This window comes from Moraxella pluranimalium, assembly GCF_002014825.1.
In the GTDB taxonomy this organism is placed as follows: domain Bacteria; phylum Pseudomonadota; class Gammaproteobacteria; order Pseudomonadales; family Moraxellaceae; genus Moraxella; species Moraxella pluranimalium.
In genome coordinates, this window is the sequence record NZ_MUYU01000015.1 from 64,498 (window position 1) to 85,006 (window position 20,509).

The 20,509-nt window shown below is 45.6% G+C and carries 21 protein-coding genes; 9 read left to right on the forward strand and 12 right to left on the reverse strand.

Features of this window, described 5'->3' with window-relative positions:
- Positions 1 to 17: 17 nt before the first annotated feature.
- Genes gcvT through gcvP form a run of 6 tightly spaced genes read left to right on the forward strand, consistent with a single transcriptional unit; the run spans position 18 to position 5,867 of the window.
- A complete protein-coding gene (gene gcvT / locus B0680_RS06200) occupies positions 18 to 1,127 on the forward strand; it encodes a glycine cleavage system aminomethyltransferase GcvT (RefSeq protein WP_078254231.1) in 1,110 nt (369 codons plus the stop codon).
- A gap of 2 nt (positions 1,128 to 1,129) precedes the next feature.
- The gene (locus B0680_RS06205; RefSeq protein WP_078254232.1) at positions 1,130 to 1,621 is read left to right on the forward strand and encodes a hypothetical protein; all 492 of its coding nucleotides are present in this window, start codon (positions 1,130 to 1,132) and stop codon (positions 1,619 to 1,621) included.
- Complete coding sequence (gene gcvH / locus B0680_RS06210) at positions 1,602 to 1,982, forward strand: glycine cleavage system protein GcvH (protein WP_078254233.1); 381 nt, start codon at positions 1,602 to 1,604, stop codon at positions 1,980 to 1,982. Before B0680_RS06205 ends, gcvH begins: the two co-directional genes overlap by 20 nt.
- A 60-nt stretch (positions 1,983 to 2,042) precedes the next feature.
- The gene (locus tag B0680_RS06215) at positions 2,043 to 2,495 is read left to right on the forward strand and encodes a hypothetical protein (protein ID WP_078254234.1); all 453 of its coding nucleotides are present in this window, start codon (positions 2,043 to 2,045) and stop codon (positions 2,493 to 2,495) included.
- Positions 2,496 to 2,523: 28 nt separating this feature from the next.
- Positions 2,524 to 2,994: a hypothetical protein gene (locus B0680_RS06220; RefSeq protein WP_078254235.1), complete on the forward strand. Its 471-nt coding sequence runs from the start codon at positions 2,524 to 2,526 to the stop codon at positions 2,992 to 2,994.
- A gap of 17 nt (positions 2,995 to 3,011) precedes the next feature.
- Positions 3,012 to 5,867, forward strand: a complete 2,856-nt coding sequence (gcvP, locus tag B0680_RS06225; protein ID WP_078254236.1) for an aminomethyl-transferring glycine dehydrogenase — start codon at positions 3,012 to 3,014, stop codon at positions 5,865 to 5,867.
- A gap of 111 nt (positions 5,868 to 5,978) precedes the next feature.
- Here the strand turns inward: gcvP and B0680_RS06230 are convergent, their stop codons facing one another.
- Both B0680_RS06230 and B0680_RS06235 read right to left on the reverse strand, forming a co-directional pair.
- Complete coding sequence (locus B0680_RS06230; protein WP_078254237.1) at positions 5,979 to 6,380, reverse strand: hypothetical protein; 402 nt, start codon at positions 6,378 to 6,380, stop codon at positions 5,979 to 5,981.
- 149 nt (positions 6,381 to 6,529) lie between these two features.
- The gene (locus B0680_RS06235) at positions 6,530 to 7,147 is read right to left on the reverse strand and encodes an FxsA family protein (RefSeq protein WP_078254238.1); all 618 of its coding nucleotides are present in this window, start codon (positions 7,145 to 7,147) and stop codon (positions 6,530 to 6,532) included.
- A 121-nt stretch (positions 7,148 to 7,268) separates the two neighbouring features.
- Between B0680_RS06235 and ruvC the strand changes: the two genes are divergently transcribed.
- Positions 7,269 to 7,859, forward strand: coding sequence for a crossover junction endodeoxyribonuclease RuvC (ruvC, locus tag B0680_RS06240; RefSeq protein WP_078254359.1), 591 nt, complete (start codon positions 7,269 to 7,271; stop codon positions 7,857 to 7,859).
- Between the two features lie 152 nt (positions 7,860 to 8,011).
- Here ruvC and B0680_RS06245 read toward each other — a convergent pair whose 3' ends face one another.
- Positions 8,012 to 8,851, reverse strand: coding sequence for an META and DUF4377 domain-containing protein (locus B0680_RS06245; protein WP_158078307.1), 840 nt, complete (start codon positions 8,849 to 8,851; stop codon positions 8,012 to 8,014).
- A 321-nt stretch (positions 8,852 to 9,172) separates the two neighbouring features.
- Here B0680_RS06245 and B0680_RS06250 point away from each other — a divergent pair, with 321 nt between their 5' ends.
- The gene (locus B0680_RS06250) at positions 9,173 to 9,856 is read left to right on the forward strand and encodes a TerD family protein (RefSeq protein ID WP_078254240.1); all 684 of its coding nucleotides are present in this window, start codon (positions 9,173 to 9,175) and stop codon (positions 9,854 to 9,856) included.
- 136 nt (positions 9,857 to 9,992) lie between these two features.
- On the opposite strand, the gene B0680_RS06255 is transcribed toward B0680_RS06250, so the two are convergent.
- The 5 genes from B0680_RS06255 to B0680_RS06275 all read right to left on the reverse strand — a co-directional run bounded on the left by B0680_RS06255 (position 9,993) and on the right by B0680_RS06275 (position 14,773).
- Positions 9,993 to 11,561, reverse strand: coding sequence for a Na/Pi cotransporter family protein (locus B0680_RS06255; RefSeq protein ID WP_143821373.1), 1,569 nt, complete (start codon positions 11,559 to 11,561; stop codon positions 9,993 to 9,995).
- A 38-nt stretch (positions 11,562 to 11,599) separates the two neighbouring features.
- Complete coding sequence (locus B0680_RS06260) at positions 11,600 to 12,295, reverse strand: aspartate/glutamate racemase family protein (protein ID WP_078254241.1); 696 nt, start codon at positions 12,293 to 12,295, stop codon at positions 11,600 to 11,602.
- Positions 12,296 to 12,380: 85 nt separating this feature from the next.
- The gene (locus B0680_RS06265; RefSeq protein ID WP_228143759.1) at positions 12,381 to 13,103 is read right to left on the reverse strand and encodes an LrgB family protein; all 723 of its coding nucleotides are present in this window, start codon (positions 13,101 to 13,103) and stop codon (positions 12,381 to 12,383) included.
- Positions 13,100 to 13,477, reverse strand: a complete 378-nt coding sequence (locus B0680_RS06270; RefSeq protein ID WP_078254242.1) for a CidA/LrgA family protein — start codon at positions 13,475 to 13,477, stop codon at positions 13,100 to 13,102. Before B0680_RS06270 ends, B0680_RS06265 begins: the two co-directional genes overlap by 4 nt.
- Positions 13,478 to 13,519: 42 nt before the next feature.
- Positions 13,520 to 14,773: an FAD-dependent monooxygenase gene (locus B0680_RS06275; protein WP_078254243.1), complete on the reverse strand. Its 1,254-nt coding sequence runs from the start codon at positions 14,771 to 14,773 to the stop codon at positions 13,520 to 13,522.
- 266 nt (positions 14,774 to 15,039) lie between these two features.
- Between B0680_RS06275 and B0680_RS06280 the strand changes: the two genes are divergently transcribed.
- Positions 15,040 to 16,203: an MFS transporter gene (locus B0680_RS06280; protein ID WP_078254244.1), complete on the forward strand. Its 1,164-nt coding sequence runs from the start codon at positions 15,040 to 15,042 to the stop codon at positions 16,201 to 16,203.
- 26 nt (positions 16,204 to 16,229) lie between these two features.
- On the opposite strand, the gene B0680_RS06285 is transcribed toward B0680_RS06280, so the two are convergent.
- The 4 genes from B0680_RS06285 to B0680_RS06300 form a co-directional block, all read right to left on the reverse strand.
- The gene (locus B0680_RS06285) at positions 16,230 to 16,466 is read right to left on the reverse strand and encodes a hypothetical protein (RefSeq protein WP_078254245.1); all 237 of its coding nucleotides are present in this window, start codon (positions 16,464 to 16,466) and stop codon (positions 16,230 to 16,232) included.
- A gap of 82 nt (positions 16,467 to 16,548) precedes the next feature.
- Positions 16,549 to 18,585, reverse strand: coding sequence for a UvrD-helicase domain-containing protein (locus B0680_RS06290; protein WP_078254246.1), 2,037 nt, complete (start codon positions 18,583 to 18,585; stop codon positions 16,549 to 16,551).
- An 83-nt stretch (positions 18,586 to 18,668) separates the two neighbouring features.
- Positions 18,669 to 19,979 carry an ATP-binding protein gene (locus tag B0680_RS06295; RefSeq protein WP_078254247.1) on the reverse strand — a complete coding sequence of 437 codons (1,311 nt, stop codon included), beginning with the start codon at positions 19,977 to 19,979 and terminating at the stop codon, positions 18,669 to 18,671.
- A gap of 247 nt (positions 19,980 to 20,226) precedes the next feature.
- Positions 20,227 to 20,475, reverse strand: coding sequence for a putative hemolysin (locus tag B0680_RS06300; protein ID WP_078254248.1), 249 nt, complete (start codon positions 20,473 to 20,475; stop codon positions 20,227 to 20,229).
- Between the last annotated feature and the right edge of the window lie 34 nt (positions 20,476 to 20,509).

Below are 20,509 nucleotides of genomic sequence, written 5' to 3' on the forward strand. Positions count from 1 at the left end.
TTAAAAAGGATACGACCATGACCGCACCACAACGCACCCCCCTATATGATTCTCATGTCGCTTTCAATGGCAAATTGATTGACTTTGGCGGTTGGGAATTACCTGTCAATTATGGCTCACAAATCGTCGAACATGAAGCCGTGCGTACCGATGCAGGTATGTTTGATGTCTCGCATATGCTAGTGACCGATGTGACTGGCGACAATGCCAAAGCATTTTTCCGCAAGCTTATCGCTAATGATGTCAATAAACTTGGCTTTGTTGGTAAAGCACTGTATTCAGCAATGCTAAACGACAATGGCGGTGTGATTGATGACCTAATCGTTTATCGCACTAGCGAAGATGAAACCACTTATCGTATCGTCTCAAACGGCGCAACTCGTGAAAAAGACTCAGCGCAATTTGCCAAAGTCGGTAGCGAATTTGGCGTGACACTAAATCCACGCTACGATGTGGCAATGCTTGCTGTTCAAGGCCCAAAAGCGATTGAAAAACTACTCACCGTCAAGCCTGAATGGGCGGAAAAAGTCAACGCACTTAAGCCATTTGTTGGCGTCGATCTTGGTGATGATTGGTTCGTCGCTCGCACAGGCTACACTGGCGAAGATGGTGTGGAAGTGATCATGCCTGCCGATAAAGCAGGAGAATTTTTTAAAGCGCTAGCAGATGCAGGCGTACAGCCATGTGGTCTGGGTGCTCGTGACACCCTGCGTATGGAAGCAGGTATGAACCTATACGGCAACGATATGGACGATGATGTCAGCCCACTAGAAGCAGGCATGGCATGGACGGTAGATCTAAAAGATGAAAGCCGTGATTTTGTCGGTAAAGACAAGCTTGTCGCCCTAAAAGCTAATGGCGTCAAAGTCAAGCAAGTTGGTCTATTATTGACTGGTAAAGGTGGCGTACTGCGTGACCATATGGAAGTCGTGACCGATGCAGGTAATGGCATCACCACAAGCGGTGTCTTTAGCCCAAGTCTAAAACAATCTATCGCCATCGCTCGTGTGCCAAGTGACTTCACTGGTGATACCGCCAAAGTCATCATGCGTGGCAAAGAAGTCGATGTGCGTGTGCTTAAGCTACCTTTTGTAAGAAATGGTCAAAAACAATTTGATTGTGATTAATAATGAAGAGACTACTTAGTTTTATCGCAAATGAGTTTCCTATTTTTGCCATGCAGTCGCTCGTTTTTGCACTCGTTATGGCTTTTTCGAGTAACTTTTTTCGAGATACTAAAGCTTTTGAAGATTTTGCATCATCAAAACTTGACAGCTTGACAGTTACCGAATTTACATTTACCTGCTTAGCTGTACTAGTTATTGCAGGACTGTTAAGCTTATTTGAAAAGGTTACTAAGAATATGGGTGAAAATTCATCTGATATACTTGGTTCTGCCGTAGATAAGTTGCTACTTGAAATGCCTAAATTGCTATATCTAATTGGAAGTTCAATTGGCACACTTGGTATTGTATATGGAATAATTACACGTGAATGTCTAATTCTTAGAGCATATGCGTTTATTTGGGTCATGTTCTTTTTTTACGGTAGCATTTTTACTTTTTTTCTTACCCCCAAACCACACTCAAAGGAGAAAACCCATGAGCAATATCCCAGCTGATCTAAAATATGTCGCCAGCCACGAATGGCTACGCCTAGAAGCAGACGGCACCATCACTGTCGGCATCACTGACCACGCCCAAGATGCACTTGGCGATGTGGTATTCGTTGAGCTGCCAGAAGTTGGCACCACTGTTGAAGCTGACCAAGAAATCGCTGTCGTTGAGTCTGTCAAAGCTGCATCTGATGTCTATGCACCAATCAGCGGTGAAATCGTTGAGATCAACGAAGAATTGGTCGACAGCCCAGAACTTGCCAACGAAGACCCATACGGCAAAGCATGGTTCTTTAAAGTTAAGCCTGCCAATCCTGCCGATTATGACAGTCTAATGAGTGCTGAAGAGTACGAAAACAGCCTGTAATTAAAAATAGCGTAAGTTCAATTTGAGCTTACGCTATTTTGGTAGCTTTGGAGTTTATTTATGAAAAAGAGAATTTTATCAAGTGCTTTCCTGTTTGTGTTTTTGACTGCCTTTATTAACCTTTCAATGACAGAAGTTCAAGCCAAAGGCAATAAGGGTAATAAGGGTAATAAATCAGCAAAAGAAAAAACAGCCCAAGAATGCAAATTATATACAGATAAAATAAATAATCAAGTGCCAACTGTTCGGAATAGATATTACGATTTGCTACTTGATAGATATAATTTGCATGCAAAACATAATAGTGTCAAAAATGCACATCCAACCTACGGCTCCTATCAAGGACATATTCAAATGTACGAAAAGCAAAGAAGTATATTAAGTACATATATTACCGATGCTAAGTTGGCACAATGTGGAAAGTATGTATCGAAAGATGCAACAACGTGGTCTACAAAAGCAGCTCCAACAAAGCCAAACAAAGCAGAAGCCAATGCAGCAGGTTTTAGATAAATAGATTTTGGACAAACGAAGGTAAAAAATGCAAACAGAAATTTTAGATTACGATGATTTCATTAAAATTTATTATCGCAATGCTGACGATGTAACTTGTCGCATTTTGGTTTTAGACAAAGACAACAACATCATTCAAGATGAGTTATCCGAATACAATTCAGACGGAAAGCACATTGCTGATGTTGTATTTGCACCAGACCATCTTACCATTATTGGTATGCGTCAATACACAGAAAATGGTTTTGAAGATTATCGCAAAGTCAATGATAAATTAATTTTAACCCAATCTCAAAAAACAGAATGGATTGAAGTTGATAAAAAAGCCAAAACATCATTTTATGACACAAATGGCGATTTGGTTTATTATGATATTTTTGAAAAAGATGATGATTGTGGCATGGTCATTATGGGTTCTTTTGACAAAAATGACATACAATTTTTTTGGGATAATTCACCCAATGAAGTGAAATTATTACAAAGCTATTCTGATTACTAACCCTAAAAGGATAAATTATGTCATTTAACACCTTTTCCGATTTATTTTATGAAAATGCTTTTGTCCATCGTCATCTAGGCAAGGACGCAAGCGAACAACAAGCCCTGCTAAAAGCTGTTGGCTTTGATGATATGGACAGCTTTATTGATGCTGTCGTCCCAAAAGCAGTTCGCTTGGGCAAAGAGCTTGATTTGCCAGTGGCGATGAGCGAGCACAATGCCCTAGCCAAGCTACGCAAAATGGCGGATAAAATCACCGTCTCAAAAAGCTACATCGGTCAAGGCTATGCACCAACTCGCCTGCCTGCGGTCATTCAGCGTAATGTGCTAGAAAATCCAGGCTGGTACACCGCTTACACGCCATACCAAGCCGAAATCGCTCAAGGTCGTCTTGAAGCATTGCTAAACTTCCAACAAGTCTGTATCGATTTGACTGGTATGGATTTGGCAGGTGCATCACTACTAGACGAAGCAACCGCCGCCGCTGAAGCGATGGCGATGGCAAATCGTGTCAGCAAGTCAAAATCAACGCAGTTCTTCGTTGATGAACGCACTTATCCACAAACCCTAGATGTTATCCGCACTCGTGCCAAATACTTTGGTTGGGATGTGGTTGTGGGCGACTTTGACGCCGCCAAAAATGGTGATTTCTTTGGTGCATATTTCCAATATGTCGGTAAAGAAGGTGATGTGGTTGATTTGACCGACATCATTTCAGCAGTCAAAGAAAAAGGCGCGTATGCCATCGTGGCAGCCGATATCCTAAGCCTAGTACTGCTTAAATCACCTGCCGAGATGGGCGCTGATATTGCACTAGGTAGCACACAGCGCTTTGGTATCCCGATGGGCTTTGGTGGTCCACACGCTGCCTATTTTGCGTTCAAAGACAAAGACAAACGCTCAGCCCCTGGTCGTATCATCGGTGTATCGGTGGACGCTCAAGGCAACACCGCCCTACGCATGGCGCTACAAACTCGTGAACAGCACATCCGCCGTGAAAAAGCCAACTCAAACATCTGTACTTCGCAAGTACTGCTTGCCAACCTAGCAGGTATGTACGCTGTGTATCACGGTCCTGACGGTCTAAAACGCATCGCCACTCGCATTCATGCATTGGCTGTGGCGTTCAGCGACGCTGTCAAAGCCAAATTTGCTGTTGTACACGATACATTCTTTGACACCGTGCTAGTAGATGTGGCGGACAAAGCAGCTGCCGATAGCATCATGCAAGCTGCCAAAGAAGCTGGTTACAGCCTATGGCGTGATGGCGACACTCGCATTTCGGTAGCGTTTAACGAATTGACCGACGAAGAAGAATTTAACGCCCTTTGTGGTTTCTTTGGTGTAACAGGCACGCTAAGCGAAGTCAAATCAGTGCTTGGCGCACAAGTACGCACCGATGACATCTTGACCCATCCAGTATTCAACAGCCACCACACCGAGCATCAAATGCTGCGTTATCTAAAATCGCTAGAAGACAAAGATTTGGCGATGAACCGCTCGATGATTTCGCTTGGCTCATGCACCATGAAGCTAAACGCCACGAGCGAAATGTTGCCAATTACTTGGAATGAGTTTGCCAATGTGCATCCATTTGCTCCCCGTGATGAAGTGGTCGGCTACATTGAGATGATTGACAGCCTACAAGATCAACTCAAAGCCATCACGGGCTTTGATGAAATCAGTATGCAGCCAAACTCAGGTGCATCTGGTGAATATGCTGGCCTACTTGCTATTCGCCGCTATCACGAAAGCCTAGGTCAAACCGACCGCAATGTCTGCCTAATCCCACGCTCAGCACACGGTACCAACCCTGCTACCGCTCAGATGATGGGTATGAAAGTTGTCGTCGTAGCGACCGACGAGCAAGGCAACGTGGATCTTGATGACCTAAAAGCCAAGTGTGAAGAACATTCAGCCAACCTAGGTGCTTTGATGATTACTTATCCATCAACGCATGGTGTGTTTGAAGAAGGTATCCGTGATATTTGTGATCTAATCCACGCTCATGGCGGTCAAGTCTATATGGACGGCGCTAACATGAACGCCCAAGTTGCCATCATGCAGCCTGCTGATGTCGGTGCGGACGTGCTACACATGAACCTGCACAAGACCTTCTGCATCCCACACGGCGGCGGTGGCCCTGGCATGGGTCCGATTGGTCTGAAAAAACACTTAGCGCCATTCATCGCAAGCCACAGCGTCGCCCCTGTGCATAATGCAGTAGAAGGTCAATCTGCTGTCTCAGCAGCACCGTATGGCTCTGCAAGCATCCTACCAATCTCATGGATGTACATCACCATGATGGGTCGTGATGGTCTATTGGCAGCGACCAAGCAAGCGCTATTGAACGCCAACTATGTGGCAAGCCAACTATCGGCTGACTATCCAGTGCTATACACAGGTAAAAACGGCCGTGTGGCACACGAATGTATCATCGACATTCGCCCACTCAAAGCAGAAACTGGCATCACTGAGACTGACATCGCTAAGCGTCTGATGGACTATGGTTTCCATGCACCGACCATGTCATTCCCTGTGGCAGGCACCTTGATGATTGAGCCGACTGAATCTGAGAGCAAAGATGAGCTTGACCGCTTTATCTCATCACTTAAGCAAATCAAACAAGAAGCGCTAAAAGTACAAGCAGGTACTGATGGCTGGACAGCGGACAACAACCCATTGGTCAATGCTCCGCACACCCAAGCTGTCGTGACTGGCGAATGGGATCGTCCATACAGCCGTACTGAAGCAGCCTTCCCGCTAGACTACATCAAAGCCCACAAATTCTGGCCATCGGTCGGTCGTGTGGACGATGTCTATGGTGACAAGAATTTGATCTGCTCTTGCCCAAGTATCGATAATTATGAGTAACTCATGATTTGATACTGTGATATAAATTGCCTGCCATGATGGTGGGCAATTTTTCCGCTTGCAATAAAAAAAGCAAACTACCTACTGTTTGCTTTTTAACTTTATATTCGCTTAGTAGCGATTGCCGATATAGGTAAATTCAAGCACATCGGTGGTATAGCGACCTGTTGGACGACAGCCTGCTGCATAGCTTTCACGAGTACCACGCAAGACAACCTTACGCTCAGTCACGACCGTACCAGTTACACGATATTCAAGCGGATAAGCACAATATTTGGAAAACACACGAGCTGTCCCGTAGTACTTATTGCCCTGACGCACGCCATTGAATAATACTGTGCCACTACCTACACCTGCGCCTGCCATGCGATTGGTGGGTACTTCGTAGCTGAACACTCGGTTATTACCATACGCTTGCAGGCGCATGATTGAGCCATTATGATTCCAAAATGTATCCGCCAAAGCAGGCAATGATGCACTCATTAACGCACAGCAAACCAAAAGTTTTTTCATGACAATCTCCAATTTTTTAAATAATCAATTTTATCATTTTTAGCATAATTTTCAAAATATAAATGATTCCGCTGCGCAATCCGACATATCAAGACAACAAACCCCCGATACGAGTGCATCGGGGGGTTTGGTTATTTGGTGAATTTGAGTTATTCATCATTCGCTGATGTGATGCGTTTGACATCTTTATTGACAGGTTTGGCATCACCATCGACCGTCGTACCGCCAAATGGACTTTTGCCAAATGGACTACCGCCAAACGGATTGCCTTGACCGAATGGATTTTGACCATTCATATTGCCAAATGGACTTTGACCGCCCATCGCCCCAAAGCCCTTGCCACCCATTTGATTTGCCATCATCTGCATGAGTTTGTCTTGGTTTTTCATGGCGTAATTTTTGGCTTTGGTCGTTAGCATTTTTTGGACAAATGGCAACAGCAATAGCACCGCCACCACATCGCTAATCAGACCCGGTAACAAGAACAGCACGCCTGCGATACCAGATGCGACAGCCTTGGCGACCAGACCTTCTGATGGCTGATTGGCAGGATTAGGGATGACACCACTTTGCATGGCTTTGACCTGCTGAGCCATTGGATTTAGTGTGCCGGCAGCCTTGCGGATGAAATTTAGACCAATAAACACCGCCGCCACGAACCAAAAGAACACATACCAGCCACTCATACCCGGTAATTGGGCAACCAAATACCACACCAGCATCTCAATAATGAACCAAACTAAGGCAATACCAACCAAAGCACCCATGAATACATCCTTCAAAAACAAATTAAAAAGCAAAAATCGCTAAAAATACGCTATACTATCAAACTATTTGGGCGATTGGCAAATTTTCAAGCCCATCAGCACTTTTGATGACAAATTTACTATGACTCTAATCATCGGCATCGACCCCGGTTCACGCATGACAGGCTATGGCATCGTCAGCACCGAAGGCGACAAAATCACCTTTTTGGACGCAGGCACTATCCGCACCAATAGCACCGAGATGAGTGAGCGTATCGCCCAAATTTTCTCAGGCATCACCCGCATCGTCACCCATTACCAAAAATACAGCGACAAGCCCATGCACGCCGCCGTCGAGCAGGTGTTTATGGCGTCAAACCCCGACTCAGCGCTCAAGCTCGGTCAGGCTCGTGGCGCAGCGATTGCCGCTTTGACCGCACTTGATTTATCCGTCTCTGAATACACCGCCCGCCAAATCAAACAAGCCGTCTGTGGCTATGGCGCAGCGGACAAAGACCAAGTCAGTGCGATGGTTTGTCGGATTCTATCACTTGAAGTTATTCCACAGCAGGACGCCGCCGATGGCTTGGCGTGTGCTATCTGTCATGCACATTCAAGCCACTCAATGCACAAGCTACTAGGCAATACCGCCCTACTTGGACGCAGCAGCACCAAGAAAAAAGGACGCTGGCGACTGGCTGATGATGATTTATTACGCCTAAAAAATCGCTGAAACTGCTAAAAAATATTAAAAAACTAAATATAAGCGGCGTATCACGAACACTTAGCTACTTTTGCATAATCATATCAATAAAAAAATCCACTTTAAGCAAAGTGGATTTTTGTCTTTTAACTGGCTGAAATAACCCAAATGACTTAAACAGCTTATTTGACAATCTCGCTCATCACTGTCATATCATAGACATAGTATGGATTTGGTTCGCCATTTGGGTTGTTGTAGGCGTGTAGTCGGATGATTTGGCGTAACTCAGGATTGTGCTCAAAGCCTTCGATATTACCATAAAAAGTACGCCATGCGCCCGAACCTACCTTGATACCACGATCATCATAGTTGATGTTGCGTACTCGTAGGCAGAGCTGATCCTTGCCTGATTTATCCACGCAGTCAGTCTTGGTCGGATCAACTTCCCAAAATAGCGTCACAGGCTCGCCAAAACGGGCTTTGTGGGTTAGCTTACCCTGCCAAGTCAGCACTTCAGCACCTTTTGACTGTGTCAATGTCGCCGTATCATCAGCGTGCACTTCGATAGCCAGCTGACTATCAGTCATCCAGCTGCCAAGCTTAGCTTCAGCTTGAGCCAAATCTTGGCACGCCATCTGTGTGCTTGCTAGACCGCCAATTGCAAGCTTTGCACCATCAAGCTTATACGCACCAAAGACACGGTTACAACCAACGCTATAATTAATGCGATTATTGCCAAAGCTCAGCTTGCCTGCGCCTGATGCAATGACTGATGCCAAGCTTTCGGTGGTTGCGCCTTGTTTTTCGGCATTGACCAAAGTAAATTCATAACGTGATAATTGCTCTACCGTTGGCGCAGACCCTTGAGCGGATTTGGTTACAGGCTGTGATGTTGGTGTCATCTTGATGTCTCGCACTGCGTCATTGACCGCATCACCCACTTGATAGCATCCACTAAACGCAATACTTGCAAAAATTGAAGTTGCGATTAACAAGACAGCAGACATTGGGTATTTTAGCATAGGCAGTTTCATAGTATCACTAAACAATCAACGGTAATTATCAACAGGGTTATCAATAGGTATTATCAAAATCATCAAACAGGTATAAACCTTATCTTTTGGTGCGTTTATGGTAGCATTTTTGGCTTGGCAATACCCAAACATTTTGTAGTGATTGGTTGGTAGTATGATGATGTTTTGTAATTTTATGTGAATTATGCTAAGTTAAGTAAATAGATATGCACTTTTTGCAAAAGGTTATCACAACAATTGCTATCAGCCATAGTCTTTGGACGTCAAATTTGCTACAATGCAACCATACTTTTTTGACACATCGTACTCATGGACCATTCACACACCGCCGACACCCCATTGCAGACACAATTTAACGCACAGACACTGACCGAGCTGATGCTCGTTGGGACAAGCTTGCTTGCCACTGTACGCTATCACGAAACATCTCTGCCAAAGCGTGGCATGGATGCGCTACTTGGTAAGCTACCCCTGATTGGTAGTGCGCCGATTGCTATGGATTTGGATTTGAGCTGTTTGTTGTTTGATAAGCAGTTTGGGCTTGTGGATATAGTTTGGTACGGCAAGTTACGCACCGATGACGAAGCCATCAGACATGGCGGTGATGCACTATCAGGCGCAAAGAGCTTTGAAGACAGTCTAATCAATCAAGAAGAAATCCGCATCCGCCCTGATGAGATAGATGAGCGTATCGCACACATGGTTTTTGTGCTGACCAGTCATCACAATCAGCCAATTCGCCTAGCCAAAAAAGGCGTAGCAAGCCTGATGGATAATGAACAAAACATCGCCCACAGTGTCCTGCTTGACACCCTACCAAAAAGCTGTCAAGCCGTGCTGACGTGGCATCTAGCCAAAGATGGTGCGGATTGGCGGATTGATGCACCACTACTACCACTCACCATCAATCGCCAATCTGATAAGCAACCACAAGCACTGATTCAGCAAGTCACAAGCTTATTATCTAGTCAAACACGCTGGTCGCATGACTGATGTGAATACGTCGTTTGCTTTGCTTACCATTCTTATACTATTGATAATTAAATCTTTATAAAAAACAGTCATTTGGGTTGGTAATGACTGTTTTTTGTGGGTTTATAGGTTTGTGATTTTTAAGCTTGTTAATCGCTTATTTGCCCAGCAAAATCACCATTTTTGCCGTATGCTTCACCAAGCGGTCAAGCCAGCGACGAGCCACAATCATATCTAGCGCATCAGATGCATGGTTTTGGATATGTGCTGACTGCTCAATGATGGATAGGCGGACATCGGTTTTTTGGGCTTTCATCAAATCACCAAATGCCACAAAGCTCTCCACAAACTGCTTGGGCAGCCGCTCAGGCATCTCAAGCAAAAACGCGCTCAATTCTTCGAACTGACTGATGGCTTCGACCATCAATGCCCTATCGACATCCGTTCTTAGCACATCAATAAACGCACTATGCACCAAATCTTCACGAAGTACACGGATATACACCACCAACTGTAGCAGTGCCATCAGATGCTCTTGGTCAGCTTGTGATTGGGGTACGGGCATTTTTTTGAGATATTTATCCACCTTGGCAAGGCAATCATCCAGTGATGCCACCGCCACCGTCGCACCCGAAATCTCACCACGACACGCCTTAATCACTTGGGCAAAGATATTGGCAGTCGTCTGACACAGCGCATCTTTGGCAGTAGCGATGGCGACCGCAGGCATCGAAAATAAGCTTTCATCGAGATAATGCGTGTTCGACGCATCGATACGCTCAGGAATCAGTCTCTCAAGCAGTGCCTGAAAGCCACGAGTAAACGGCATAAACATCATCGCCCCCATCACACTAAATGCCGTGTGAAACAGCGCAATAATCAGCACATTCTCCCAACCGACAAGCACGCCATCACGTACCTGCCACAGCACCACAGGCATCAGTACAAAGAACGCCACCACCGCCGTCACCACATTGAACACCACGTGTACCGCCGCCGTACGCTGCGCGCTCACCGTCGCCCCCATCGCTGCCAGTACCGCTGTAGCGACCGTGCCGATATTTTGACCGATGACCAGCGCCAATGCCTGTGGCAAATCAATCGCCCCGCCTGCCAATGCCGCCAAAGTCGCTGTAATCGCCGCACTCGATGACTGCAAAAGAATCGTCATCACAATGCCAATCAACACCAAAATCAGCCGTGTCATCAAGCCATCATTCGACCATCTGGACAAATCCACCTGCTCGGCAAAGCCCGCCATCGCTGATTGTAGAAAGTCAATCCCAATAAATAGCAGCCCAAAACCCGCCAAAGCAAGTCCGAGTAATGCTGTGGTATTTTTGCCAAGCAGTTTCATCATTGCGCCCACGCCCACCATCGGCAGGGCAATCATCGACACCGAGAACTTGAGCCCCAAGAGCGCCACCATCCAGCCTGTGCTCGTCGTGCCGATATTGGCGCCGATGATGACACCGATGGCTTGGGTAAAGCTAAGCACCCCTGCACTCACAAAGCCAATAGTTGCAAGCGTCGTCGCCGTCGATGACTGCACCACCAGCGTAAAGCCAATGCCTGACATCATCGCCTTGGTCGGCGACCCTGTAAATCGCCCAAGCCACTGACGCAGACTCTCACCTGCCATCGCCTTGAGACTGTCGGTCATCAGACTCATACCAAGCAAAAATAGCCCAATACCACCTGATAGCTGAATGATGATTTGTTGCACAATATTCCTTGTTTACTGATGGTTTTTTAAAAATCCAATTAATCAGATGATAAAATAAATGTCGCCCCTGCCATCGCATGAATCTGCGCTGTGTCAAACACCGGCACGGGCACATCTGCTTCATTGATAAGCAGTCCAATCTCGGTACAGCCCAGCACCACCGCTTGAGCGCCTTTTTCTAATAATGCTTGGATAATTGTCAAATACGCCTGCTTTGACTCATCACGCACCACGCCAAGCGTCAGCTCATCAAAGATAATCTGATGAATCACCGCCTGCTCTGATGGTGTCGGCACAATGCACTCAATGCCAAACTCTGCCATCTTATCCCGATAAAATGTCTCACTCATGGTAAATGCCGTGCCCAGTAGCGCCACCCGAGTGATGCTCTGCTGACCGATAGCCCCTGCGGTGGCATCGACGATATGGATAAATGGCACATCAATCACCGCCTGAATGTCGTCCGCCACCTTGTGCATGGTATTGGTCGCAAGCAAAATCCCATCAGCACCCAACTCGCACAATCGCTTGGCACTATTTGCCAATATCCGCCCCATCGCCTGCCACTCGCCTTGTCGCTGTAGATTGGCAATCACTTCAAAATTTAGACTATCAATCAACAAAGGCGCAGATGTATTCGCCCCGCACGCTTGATTAACAAGCTGATTGATACTTTGATAATACAGCACCGTCGATGCTGGCGACATACCGCCAATAATGCCAAGCGTTTTCATGAGTTTGTAGTCCTTATTTTACTAACCCTTTGATAATCCCGTCAATCAGCTGATGGATAGTTGCAAGTTGTTATTTAATTGCGTGCTAAGGAATCAACCAAGGCACAAGCACAGGTGCTAAAAACGCCGTCAGTACGCCATTTAAAATCAGCCCCAAAGTTGCATATGCCACATAGCGAGCACCCAGCTGCATTGACCGCACTGTACCAAGTGCGTGTGATGCACCGCCTAGCGACAGCCCCATGCCCATCGGCAGTCTAAGGCCACATCGATGCAACACCCACACGCCGATGATTTGCCCCACCACACCAGCAATCAGCACCGTCGCTGCTGCGATGCCGATGACACCGCCAAGCACTGTTGTCACTTCGATGGCAATCGGCATGGTCACTGACTTGGCGGCGGTGGCGACCATACTATCCGTGCTACCGCCGAGCAGTCGCACCAATCCCACGCCCGTCACGATACCCACCACGCTACCGATGATTTGGGAGATGATGATGGGTAGCCACTGCGCTCGGATTTTTTGCCATTGGATATACAAAGGCACCGCCAAGCACACCACCACAGGCTGCAGCCAAAACGTGATGTAATTGCTTGCTTTTTCAAAGCTTGACCACTCAATATCCAGCACCATCAACACAGCAATCACCACCACTGTCGTGACCAATGTCGGATTGATCAATGGCTGTCCTGTACGCTGACGCAGCCATACGGACAATTCAAATACCCCAATCAGCAGCATGAGTAATAAAAATGGACTTCTCAACAGCTCATCACCGAGGGATAACCACTGCTGCTGCATCATCGCACACGCTCCTGATGCTCGAGATGACGAGATTTTTGTAATCTGCGTAGCCAAGTATATGAACCTGCCGTGCTAATCAGCACCAGTATCGTACTTATACTTACGCCAACAAGCAGCACCCACAAATCATCACGGATGATGTCCAGATACTGCATGATAGAGATACACGCAGGAATGACCAGTAGCACCAAATAATCCATCAGCACTTTGGCAAGTTTTTCGACAGTAGCAAGCTTGACCAAGCCTGATTGTAATGCAACAAACAGCACCACCAAACCAATCACGCTCGGCGGTAGTGGCAAATCAGTCAACGCGATGATGACCTGCCCGATGAACAAACAGCCAAATATCACCAAAAATCCCTTTAAAAACATGACAAGCTCTTTTTATTTATCATTATAGGTATCATCAGCCAATTAAGATTTTAGCCCCATGGCATAAGTCGCCACCAATGGCTTAATCCCAGGGATTTTATCAAAACACACCAAGCCGACATTACGAGCAAATTTCATCACAGGATTAGGATGGGTAAAGCTACCGACCACAGTATCACAGAATTTGATGACGCGTTTTTGGTCAGCTAGACGTGATTTTTCATAATGTGCTAGGCGGTCATATCGCCCAAAGTCCACCGCATCACCATCATCTGCTAGTGCTTGGGCAAGTAGATTGGCCAGTGCATAAGCATCTCGTAGGCACAGATTGAAGCCCTGACCTGCCACAGGATGCAGGGTATGTGCTGCATTACCCATGATGACAAATCTGCCTGCCACCTGACGATGTGCCAGCACCTTAGATAGCGGATAAGCACCTCGTTTCCCAGTCGCCACGAAGCGTCCAGCATCTGCTCCAAACACCGCCTGTAGGGTCGATAGGTATTTATCATCATCTTCAAGATACTGCTGCTCTTCTCCTTTTGGACAGATAAACACCACCGAACGGCGATAACCTGCAGTCTGATCTGTACCGCCATCACCCACGCCATCGGTCAGTGGTAGCACCGCCAACGGCCCAGCTTCGCTGAATCGCTCAATCGCTTCATGGCGATGTGGCTTATCCGTCTGTACCACGCCTACGATACCCACCTGCTGATAGTCATGTGTATCGACATCGATGTGTAGTAACTGTCTGACCTTCGAATGCTGTCCATCACACGCCACGACCAGTGGTGCTGACAGTGTCTGCACGCCATCATCATTTTCTACAGTGATACTTGCCATCTGCTCATCTTGGGCGATGTCTGTCACGGTAGCACCATCAATCAGTGTAATCAACTCGTTTTGTTGTACTGCCACGAGTAGCTGTCTGCCCAGATAGGCATTTTCCATCACCTGTCCAAAGCTCTCAACGCCTTCTGCCTGCTTATCCAAGGTCGCTCGACCAAAGCTACCCAGCTCACTGATCAACACCTTATCAATCCGACAAGCATGACTTTGCAAGCGATCCCACAGCCCGATTTCTTGATAAATCTGCACCGTACGACGTGACAAAGCCGTGTTACGCGCATCCAGATAATGCGCGCGTGCCGTGTCCGCTTCAGGCTCAATGACAGGATAGCGACTATGTTCAACCAGCGTGCTTTTGATGCCATGATGCGCCAAAAGCAGTGCAAATGACAGCCCGACATGACCGCCGCCGACGATTAATACATTAGGATTGCTCAAATTCATGTGATTTTGCCAAACTTGATAAAAATTGTCTGTTATTCTACACCTTTACGCCATAGATGACCAGTTTGCACAGAGACAAATTCGTTAATCTATCACAAGCCAAACTAGTTTTATATGATTTTACTAATTTTTTGAAAACTTGTAATAGTTTTTGGCTATGATAAAGATAACTACAAGCAATTTCTCTGAGCACCATCATCATGCTACAATGTATCTTGTTTGCGATTTTATTGCAATAAATCTACCAATGATAAGAAGCAAAGCTTATGACTCATCACGCACCAAGCTTATCCGAAAAATTTACCATCGCCATGATTGGCTTTTTTGCCTTTTTGCAAGTGTATTCTGTGCAGGCGATTTTGCCCGTGTTGATTGCTGATTTGAATGCCAATGAAATCGAAGCAGGGATGGCTGTCGGCGCGACGGTACTTGCCATTGCTGTGATTTCACCATTTATCGGGATGCTGTCAGATGGTATTGGGCGTAAGCCATTTATTGTTGGTGGTTTATTGTTGCTCGCCATTCCTACAGGTCTGATTGGCATCAGTAGTAGCATGAGTGAGATTACCGTGTGGCGATTTTTACAGGGAATTAGCGTACCAGGGATTACGGTGGTGCTGATTGCTTATATTAGTGAAGAATATAGCGAACACATCGCGACGATGATGGCTTTGTATGTGTCGGGCACGGTGCTTGGTGGCTTTAGTGGGCGGTTTTTTGCAGGGCATTTGGAGCATTTTATTGGCTGGCGATACGGCTATGGTGTGATGGCGATTTGTACGCTGATTGGGGCATTATGGGTGCTAAAATCCTTGCCAAAGTCCAAAAATTTTGTGGTCAGCGAATCATTCAAAGAAGCCTTTGAGACACTTACATCTCACGCCAAAAATCCCCACGTCATCAGCAGTGGTATTCTGGGTGCGTGCGTATTATTTACCTTGGTCGGCTGTTTTACTTTTGTCAATTTGCATTTATCCGACGCACCTTATCAGCTGAGCACGGCTGATCTTGCCAATATTTTTAGCATCTATCTGATTGGTATGGTGATTACGCCACTATCCGCCAAAATCACTACACGATTTGGTATGACGACCACCATCATACTGGCGGTGCTGACGTCTGCCATTGGCATTGGCATGACTTTATTGACACCATTATGGGTGGTGATTGTCGGGCTGACTTTGATGTCATCGGGTGTGTTTGTCACCCAATCGGCGACGATTAGCTATCTGACCAGTCATGTCAAGCAAGGTCGCTCATTGGCATCAGGGCTGTATTATATGTCCTATTATGGTGGTGGCTTTGTTGGTGCATGGATTTGTGCGATTGCTTATGCACAGGGTCAGTGGCTGTGGACAGTTGGGCTGATTTTAATTTTGCAAGTAATTGCACTAGGTATCGTAGTGGGCTTTATGCGTGGGCGTGAATGAGATATTAAGTTTGAAGGTGGGATATTTTATGAATGCACCCAAGCCAAAAATGCTTCTTCATTCTCAAAATCAGGCATTGGCTTAAATTCAGTATCCATCATCGCTTTCATGCGGTTCAAGTCATAATCGAACTCGCCATTAGTATAACTTGGCGTTGGATTTAGCGTTGCAATCAGCTTGCCATTTTGGGTGATAGCCAAAGGTGCTTGCAAATTGGCAATTTGCTCTTGTACCGCCATTGGTAATGTTGCAATATCAATCATAAATTTACCCCTAGTTGGTGGCTGTACTTATTTTAGCATCAAACTTATCAAAGCCCAACCACCAAAACCATCTCAAACAAACCTAGCCCCGCTTTTTTGCCGCTAGCATCGCTTGGATATTGGCAAGATAATCTTGTGCCACTTGCTTAGGATCTTGTTTGATTGCGCCTTTTTTGGCAGGATAATCAATATGCTCAAGTGGCAATTCATCCAAGAATCGTGATGGCGTGGTATCTTTGAGATCCTTACCGGCACGGCGTTTTTTGGCAAGTAGTAGCGTCAGCTCTTGGCGAGCACGAGTGATACCGACATACATCAGGCGTCGCTCTTCTTCGATGCTATCTGTAATGATCGAATTGCGATGTGGCAAAATCTCTTCTTCACAGCCAATAATATACACAAAATCAAACTCAAGCCCCTTAGCAGCGTGCAAGGTCATTAAGTTTACCTTATTGGTATTTTCTTCTTCTTGCTGTTGTTCAAGCATATCAAGCAACACAAGCTTACGAATCACCGCATCAATGGTCTGCTCATCTTCATCTTCGGCACGGTTAATCAGTGCGGTGATACTTGAGTACAGCGACTCAATATTATCAAGGCGCACCTTTTCTTGTTGTGGTGTTTTGGCATCTGATTTGACATAATCAATGTAGCCAGTCTCAACAATCATCTGACGCACCAATGGCATCGGATCAGAATTATCATATAAATCGCGCGTATATCGCTCGATAAATTCCCCAAAATCCGCCAAAGTATTGCTCGCCTTATTGCCGACAGCGGATTTTAGCCCTGCATGGCTACACGCTGCCAATAGCGAAATGCCATATTCTTGGGCAAGCAGTCCAAGCTTTTCAAGCGTCGCTGAGCCTAGACCACGCTTAGGCGTATTGATAATCCGCAAAAACGCCGCATCATCATCAGGATTGATGATAATTCGCAAATAACTCATCACATCCTTAATCTCAGTACGAGCAAAGAACGATGTGCCACCAGACAGCTTATAAGGAATGTCCAGCTGTCTTAGCTCAGTTTCCAAAATCCGTGCCTGAAAATTACTCCGGTACAAGACCGCATACTGCTCCCAAGTGTTGTCATGACGCAGGCGATGGGTGAGAATCTCTTTGGCGACACGCTCCACTTCATCCAAATCACTCGGGCAAGTAATCACACGAATCAGCTCGCCATGCCCCTTATCCGACCACAGCGATTTTTCAAAAATGTGCTCATTGTTGGTGATGACCGAGTTGGCGGCATTTAGGATGCGATTGGTTGAGCGATAATTTTGCTCAAGCTTCACCACCGTCAATGATGGGAAATCTTCTTTGAGCAGCGCCATATTCTCAGGCTTAGCACCACGCCACGCATAGATCGACTGGTCATCATCACCAACGACCGTAAAGCGTGCTGTCACACCGACAAGCAGCTTAATCAGCTCATACTGCGCCGTGTTGGTATCTTGATATTCATCGACCAGCAAGTAACGCACACGGTTTTGCCATTTGTCACGCACATCTTTATTCTCGGTCAAAATCCGCACCGGCATCACAATCAAATCATCAAAATCCACCGCATTATACGCACGCAGGTTACGCTCATACAATCCATACAGATGCGCAAACATCATATCTTCGGGATCTTCGATGGTCTCGGCTGCCTGCTCAGGACTGACCAAATCATTTTTCCAATCCGAAATCATCTTAATGGCTTTTGCCACCAGCTCCCGACTCTCAGCACCACTCATATTGTCACGGGTCATCAGCTCCATCAACAGACGCTTGGAATCATCGCTATCCATGATCGAAAAGTTGGATTTGAGCGGTGTATTTTTTAGCTCAAAGCGCAAGAATTGTAAGCCAAAATGGTGAAATGTTGATACCGTCAAGCCACGAGTTTTCTCGCTTGGTAGTAGCTTTTGGACACGAGCTTTCATCTCCCTTGCCGCCTTATTGGTAAAGGTCATCGCCGTGATGCGATCGGCGGGGATATTGCAGTTTTGGATGAGATGGGCGATTTTGCGGGTAATTACCGATGTTTTGCCCGACCCTGCACCTGCTAGCACCAAAAGTGGCCCTGAAACATGGATCATCGCTTCGTGTTGTCGTGGATTTAACTGGCTCATGACTGCTCTTTGTTATCGCTAAAACTGGTTATTATAAAAGATTTTTGGGGGAAATGGGGAAAATTTGCCAATCATCACACTCATCACTGCTTATCAAACAATTGACCAAATGCACCGATAGCGTACAAAGGCACATTCATCATCCACTCTTGTTCACGAAAATCCGCCATCGAAAACCGCAATGCCCATGTTGGCCGATAGTCATCCACATACACTTTTAAGCTTTTTGATTTTAGATTTTCTTCAGCTTTTACTTCAATCGGTACAACGGATTGAGCATATTGCACCACAAAATCCACTTCCGCCGTGCCTTTTTCTTTTGCCCAATAATGCACCCGATAAGGCTGCACCACCATCAATTGCTGTAGCACATATTGCTCGGTCAAAGCCCCCTTAAACTCCGAAAATAATCGATTGGCTTCAAGTAGCACCGTAAAATCAAGCTCGCTCATAGCGCCAAGCAATCCCACATCTAGCATAAACAGCTTAAATGCGCCATCAGCATAAGCTGAAATTGGCAAATGTGGTTTTTTGATTCGATCAACTTTGTGCACCAATCCACTATCAATCAACCATTGTAGTGCAATTTCATAATCTTTACTTCTTGCACCTTTTTGCAGTTCAGAATAGATGAATTTTTTATTTTCTTTTGCTAATTGGATTGGAATGCTCTGCCACATCGCACGCACCCGCTGTAGTGTCTGCGTATCGCTGATGTGCTTAGAAAAATCCTGCTCATAAGCCATCAACAATGCCCGTTGTACGCTTCTGACAGCATCCAAATTTTGGGTATCAATAAAGGTCTGCACAGCTTCAGGCATACCGCCCACTGCATAATACAGTCTTAATAAATCAATCAATTGAGATTTCATAATCTGCATCATTGACCAGTCCCTATGCTGAATCAATGATAACAACCGCTCCTGATTCATCGCCAGCAAAAACTCTTCAAAATCCATCGGGTACAAAGCCAAAAAATCCACCTTACCCACAGGAAATGATGCCTGATGATGAATGGATACGCCAAGCAATGACCCTGCGGCAATAATCGCATAATCAGGCGCATTTTCATAAAAATATTTTAAAGAGCTGATGGCTTTTGGTACTGCTTGAATTTCATCAAAAATCAGCAAAGTATTAATCGGATCAATATCGACACCCGACTCAATTTGTAAACCCAAAATCAAGCGATCAATATTAAAATCTTGCTCAAACAATGCCTGCATTCGTGGATTGTGATCAAAGTTGATATAAGCCACCTTGTCAAAATGCTGTCGCCCAAACTCTTTCATCGCCCAAGTTTTACCCACCTGCCTTGCGCCTTGGATAATTAATGGCTTGCGTTTTGGATGAGTTTTCCAAAGTTCGAGTTTTTTTAGTATGTGGCGTTTCATGGTTTGTCTCACAAAGTATCTTGTGCTTAAAATATCTTGTGCTTATTGTAGCTGTTTTTTGGATAAAAATCAGCAAATATACACTTTTTCCTTTGAAAAAATGTCATCAAACCACACTTTTTCATACGAAAAAATGTATCAATACCACACTTTTTCCTTTGAAAAAAATGTAAAACTCATCCACCAAGCAAAAAAAATCCGCCCATCAGGACGGATAAAGACGGATAAAGACGGATAAATAACAATCTTACTTAGCGTGCTTGCGGAAATATTCCCACTCTTCGACCACCTGACCATTTGGCAGATGGCACAGTGCATATTCACCACCGTTGCTATCAGTGCGACGCTCCGATTTACCGCCTTGATTAAGACAAAAGACCGATGCAGGATTGGCAAGACCCACCATCGGCTCACTCGCCTTTGGCGCTTCGGTTTTAGTAGCACAGGCAGATAGTAGTACGCTTGTCGCCACAGTCGTTAGCAGAATTTTTTTCATGATTTTACTCACTTTTTATTTAATCAATAAGATA

Coding starts and splice junctions, on each gene's coding strand:
- B0680_RS06290 (WP_078254246.1), bottom strand. CDS start 18,585: ATGAGCCAGTTAAATCCACGACAACACGAAGCGATGATCCATGTTTCA.
- B0680_RS06230 (WP_078254237.1), bottom strand. CDS start 6,380: ATGAAAAAACTTTTGGTTTGCTGTGCGTTAATGAGTGCATCATTGCCT.
- B0680_RS06265 (WP_228143759.1), bottom strand. CDS start 13,103: ATGATGCAGCAGCAGTGGTTATCCCTCGGTGATGAGCTGTTGAGAAGT.
- B0680_RS06280 (WP_078254244.1), top strand. CDS start 15,040: ATGACTCATCACGCACCAAGCTTATCCGAAAAATTTACCATCGCCATG.
- B0680_RS06235 (WP_078254238.1), bottom strand. CDS start 7,147: ATGGGTGCTTTGGTTGGTATTGCCTTAGTTTGGTTCATTATTGAGATG.
- B0680_RS06295 (WP_078254247.1), bottom strand. CDS start 19,979: ATGAAACGCCACATACTAAAAAAACTCGAACTTTGGAAAACTCATCCA.
- B0680_RS06285 (WP_078254245.1), bottom strand. CDS start 16,466: ATGATTGATATTGCAACATTACCAATGGCGGTACAAGAGCAAATTGCC.
- B0680_RS06260 (WP_078254241.1), bottom strand. CDS start 12,295: ATGAAAACGCTTGGCATTATTGGCGGTATGTCGCCAGCATCGACGGTG.
- B0680_RS06275 (WP_078254243.1), bottom strand. CDS start 14,773: ATGAATTTGAGCAATCCTAATGTATTAATCGTCGGCGGCGGTCATGTC.
- B0680_RS06250 (WP_078254240.1), top strand. CDS start 9,173: ATGGACCATTCACACACCGCCGACACCCCATTGCAGACACAATTTAAC.
- B0680_RS06270 (WP_078254242.1), bottom strand. CDS start 13,477: ATGTTTTTAAAGGGATTTTTGGTGATATTTGGCTGTTTGTTCATCGGG.
- gcvH (WP_078254233.1), top strand. CDS start 1,602: ATGAGCAATATCCCAGCTGATCTAAAATATGTCGCCAGCCACGAATGG.
- ruvC (WP_078254359.1), top strand. CDS start 7,269: ATGACTCTAATCATCGGCATCGACCCCGGTTCACGCATGACAGGCTAT.
- gcvP (WP_078254236.1), top strand. CDS start 3,012: ATGTCATTTAACACCTTTTCCGATTTATTTTATGAAAATGCTTTTGTC.
- B0680_RS06220 (WP_078254235.1), top strand. CDS start 2,524: ATGCAAACAGAAATTTTAGATTACGATGATTTCATTAAAATTTATTAT.
- B0680_RS06215 (WP_078254234.1), top strand. CDS start 2,043: ATGAAAAAGAGAATTTTATCAAGTGCTTTCCTGTTTGTGTTTTTGACT.
- B0680_RS06300 (WP_078254248.1), bottom strand. CDS start 20,475: ATGAAAAAAATTCTGCTAACGACTGTGGCGACAAGCGTACTACTATCT.
- B0680_RS06245 (WP_158078307.1), bottom strand. CDS start 8,851: ATGCTAAAATACCCAATGTCTGCTGTCTTGTTAATCGCAACTTCAATT.
- gcvT (WP_078254231.1), top strand. CDS start 18: ATGACCGCACCACAACGCACCCCCCTATATGATTCTCATGTCGCTTTC.
- B0680_RS06205 (WP_078254232.1), top strand. CDS start 1,130: ATGAAGAGACTACTTAGTTTTATCGCAAATGAGTTTCCTATTTTTGCC.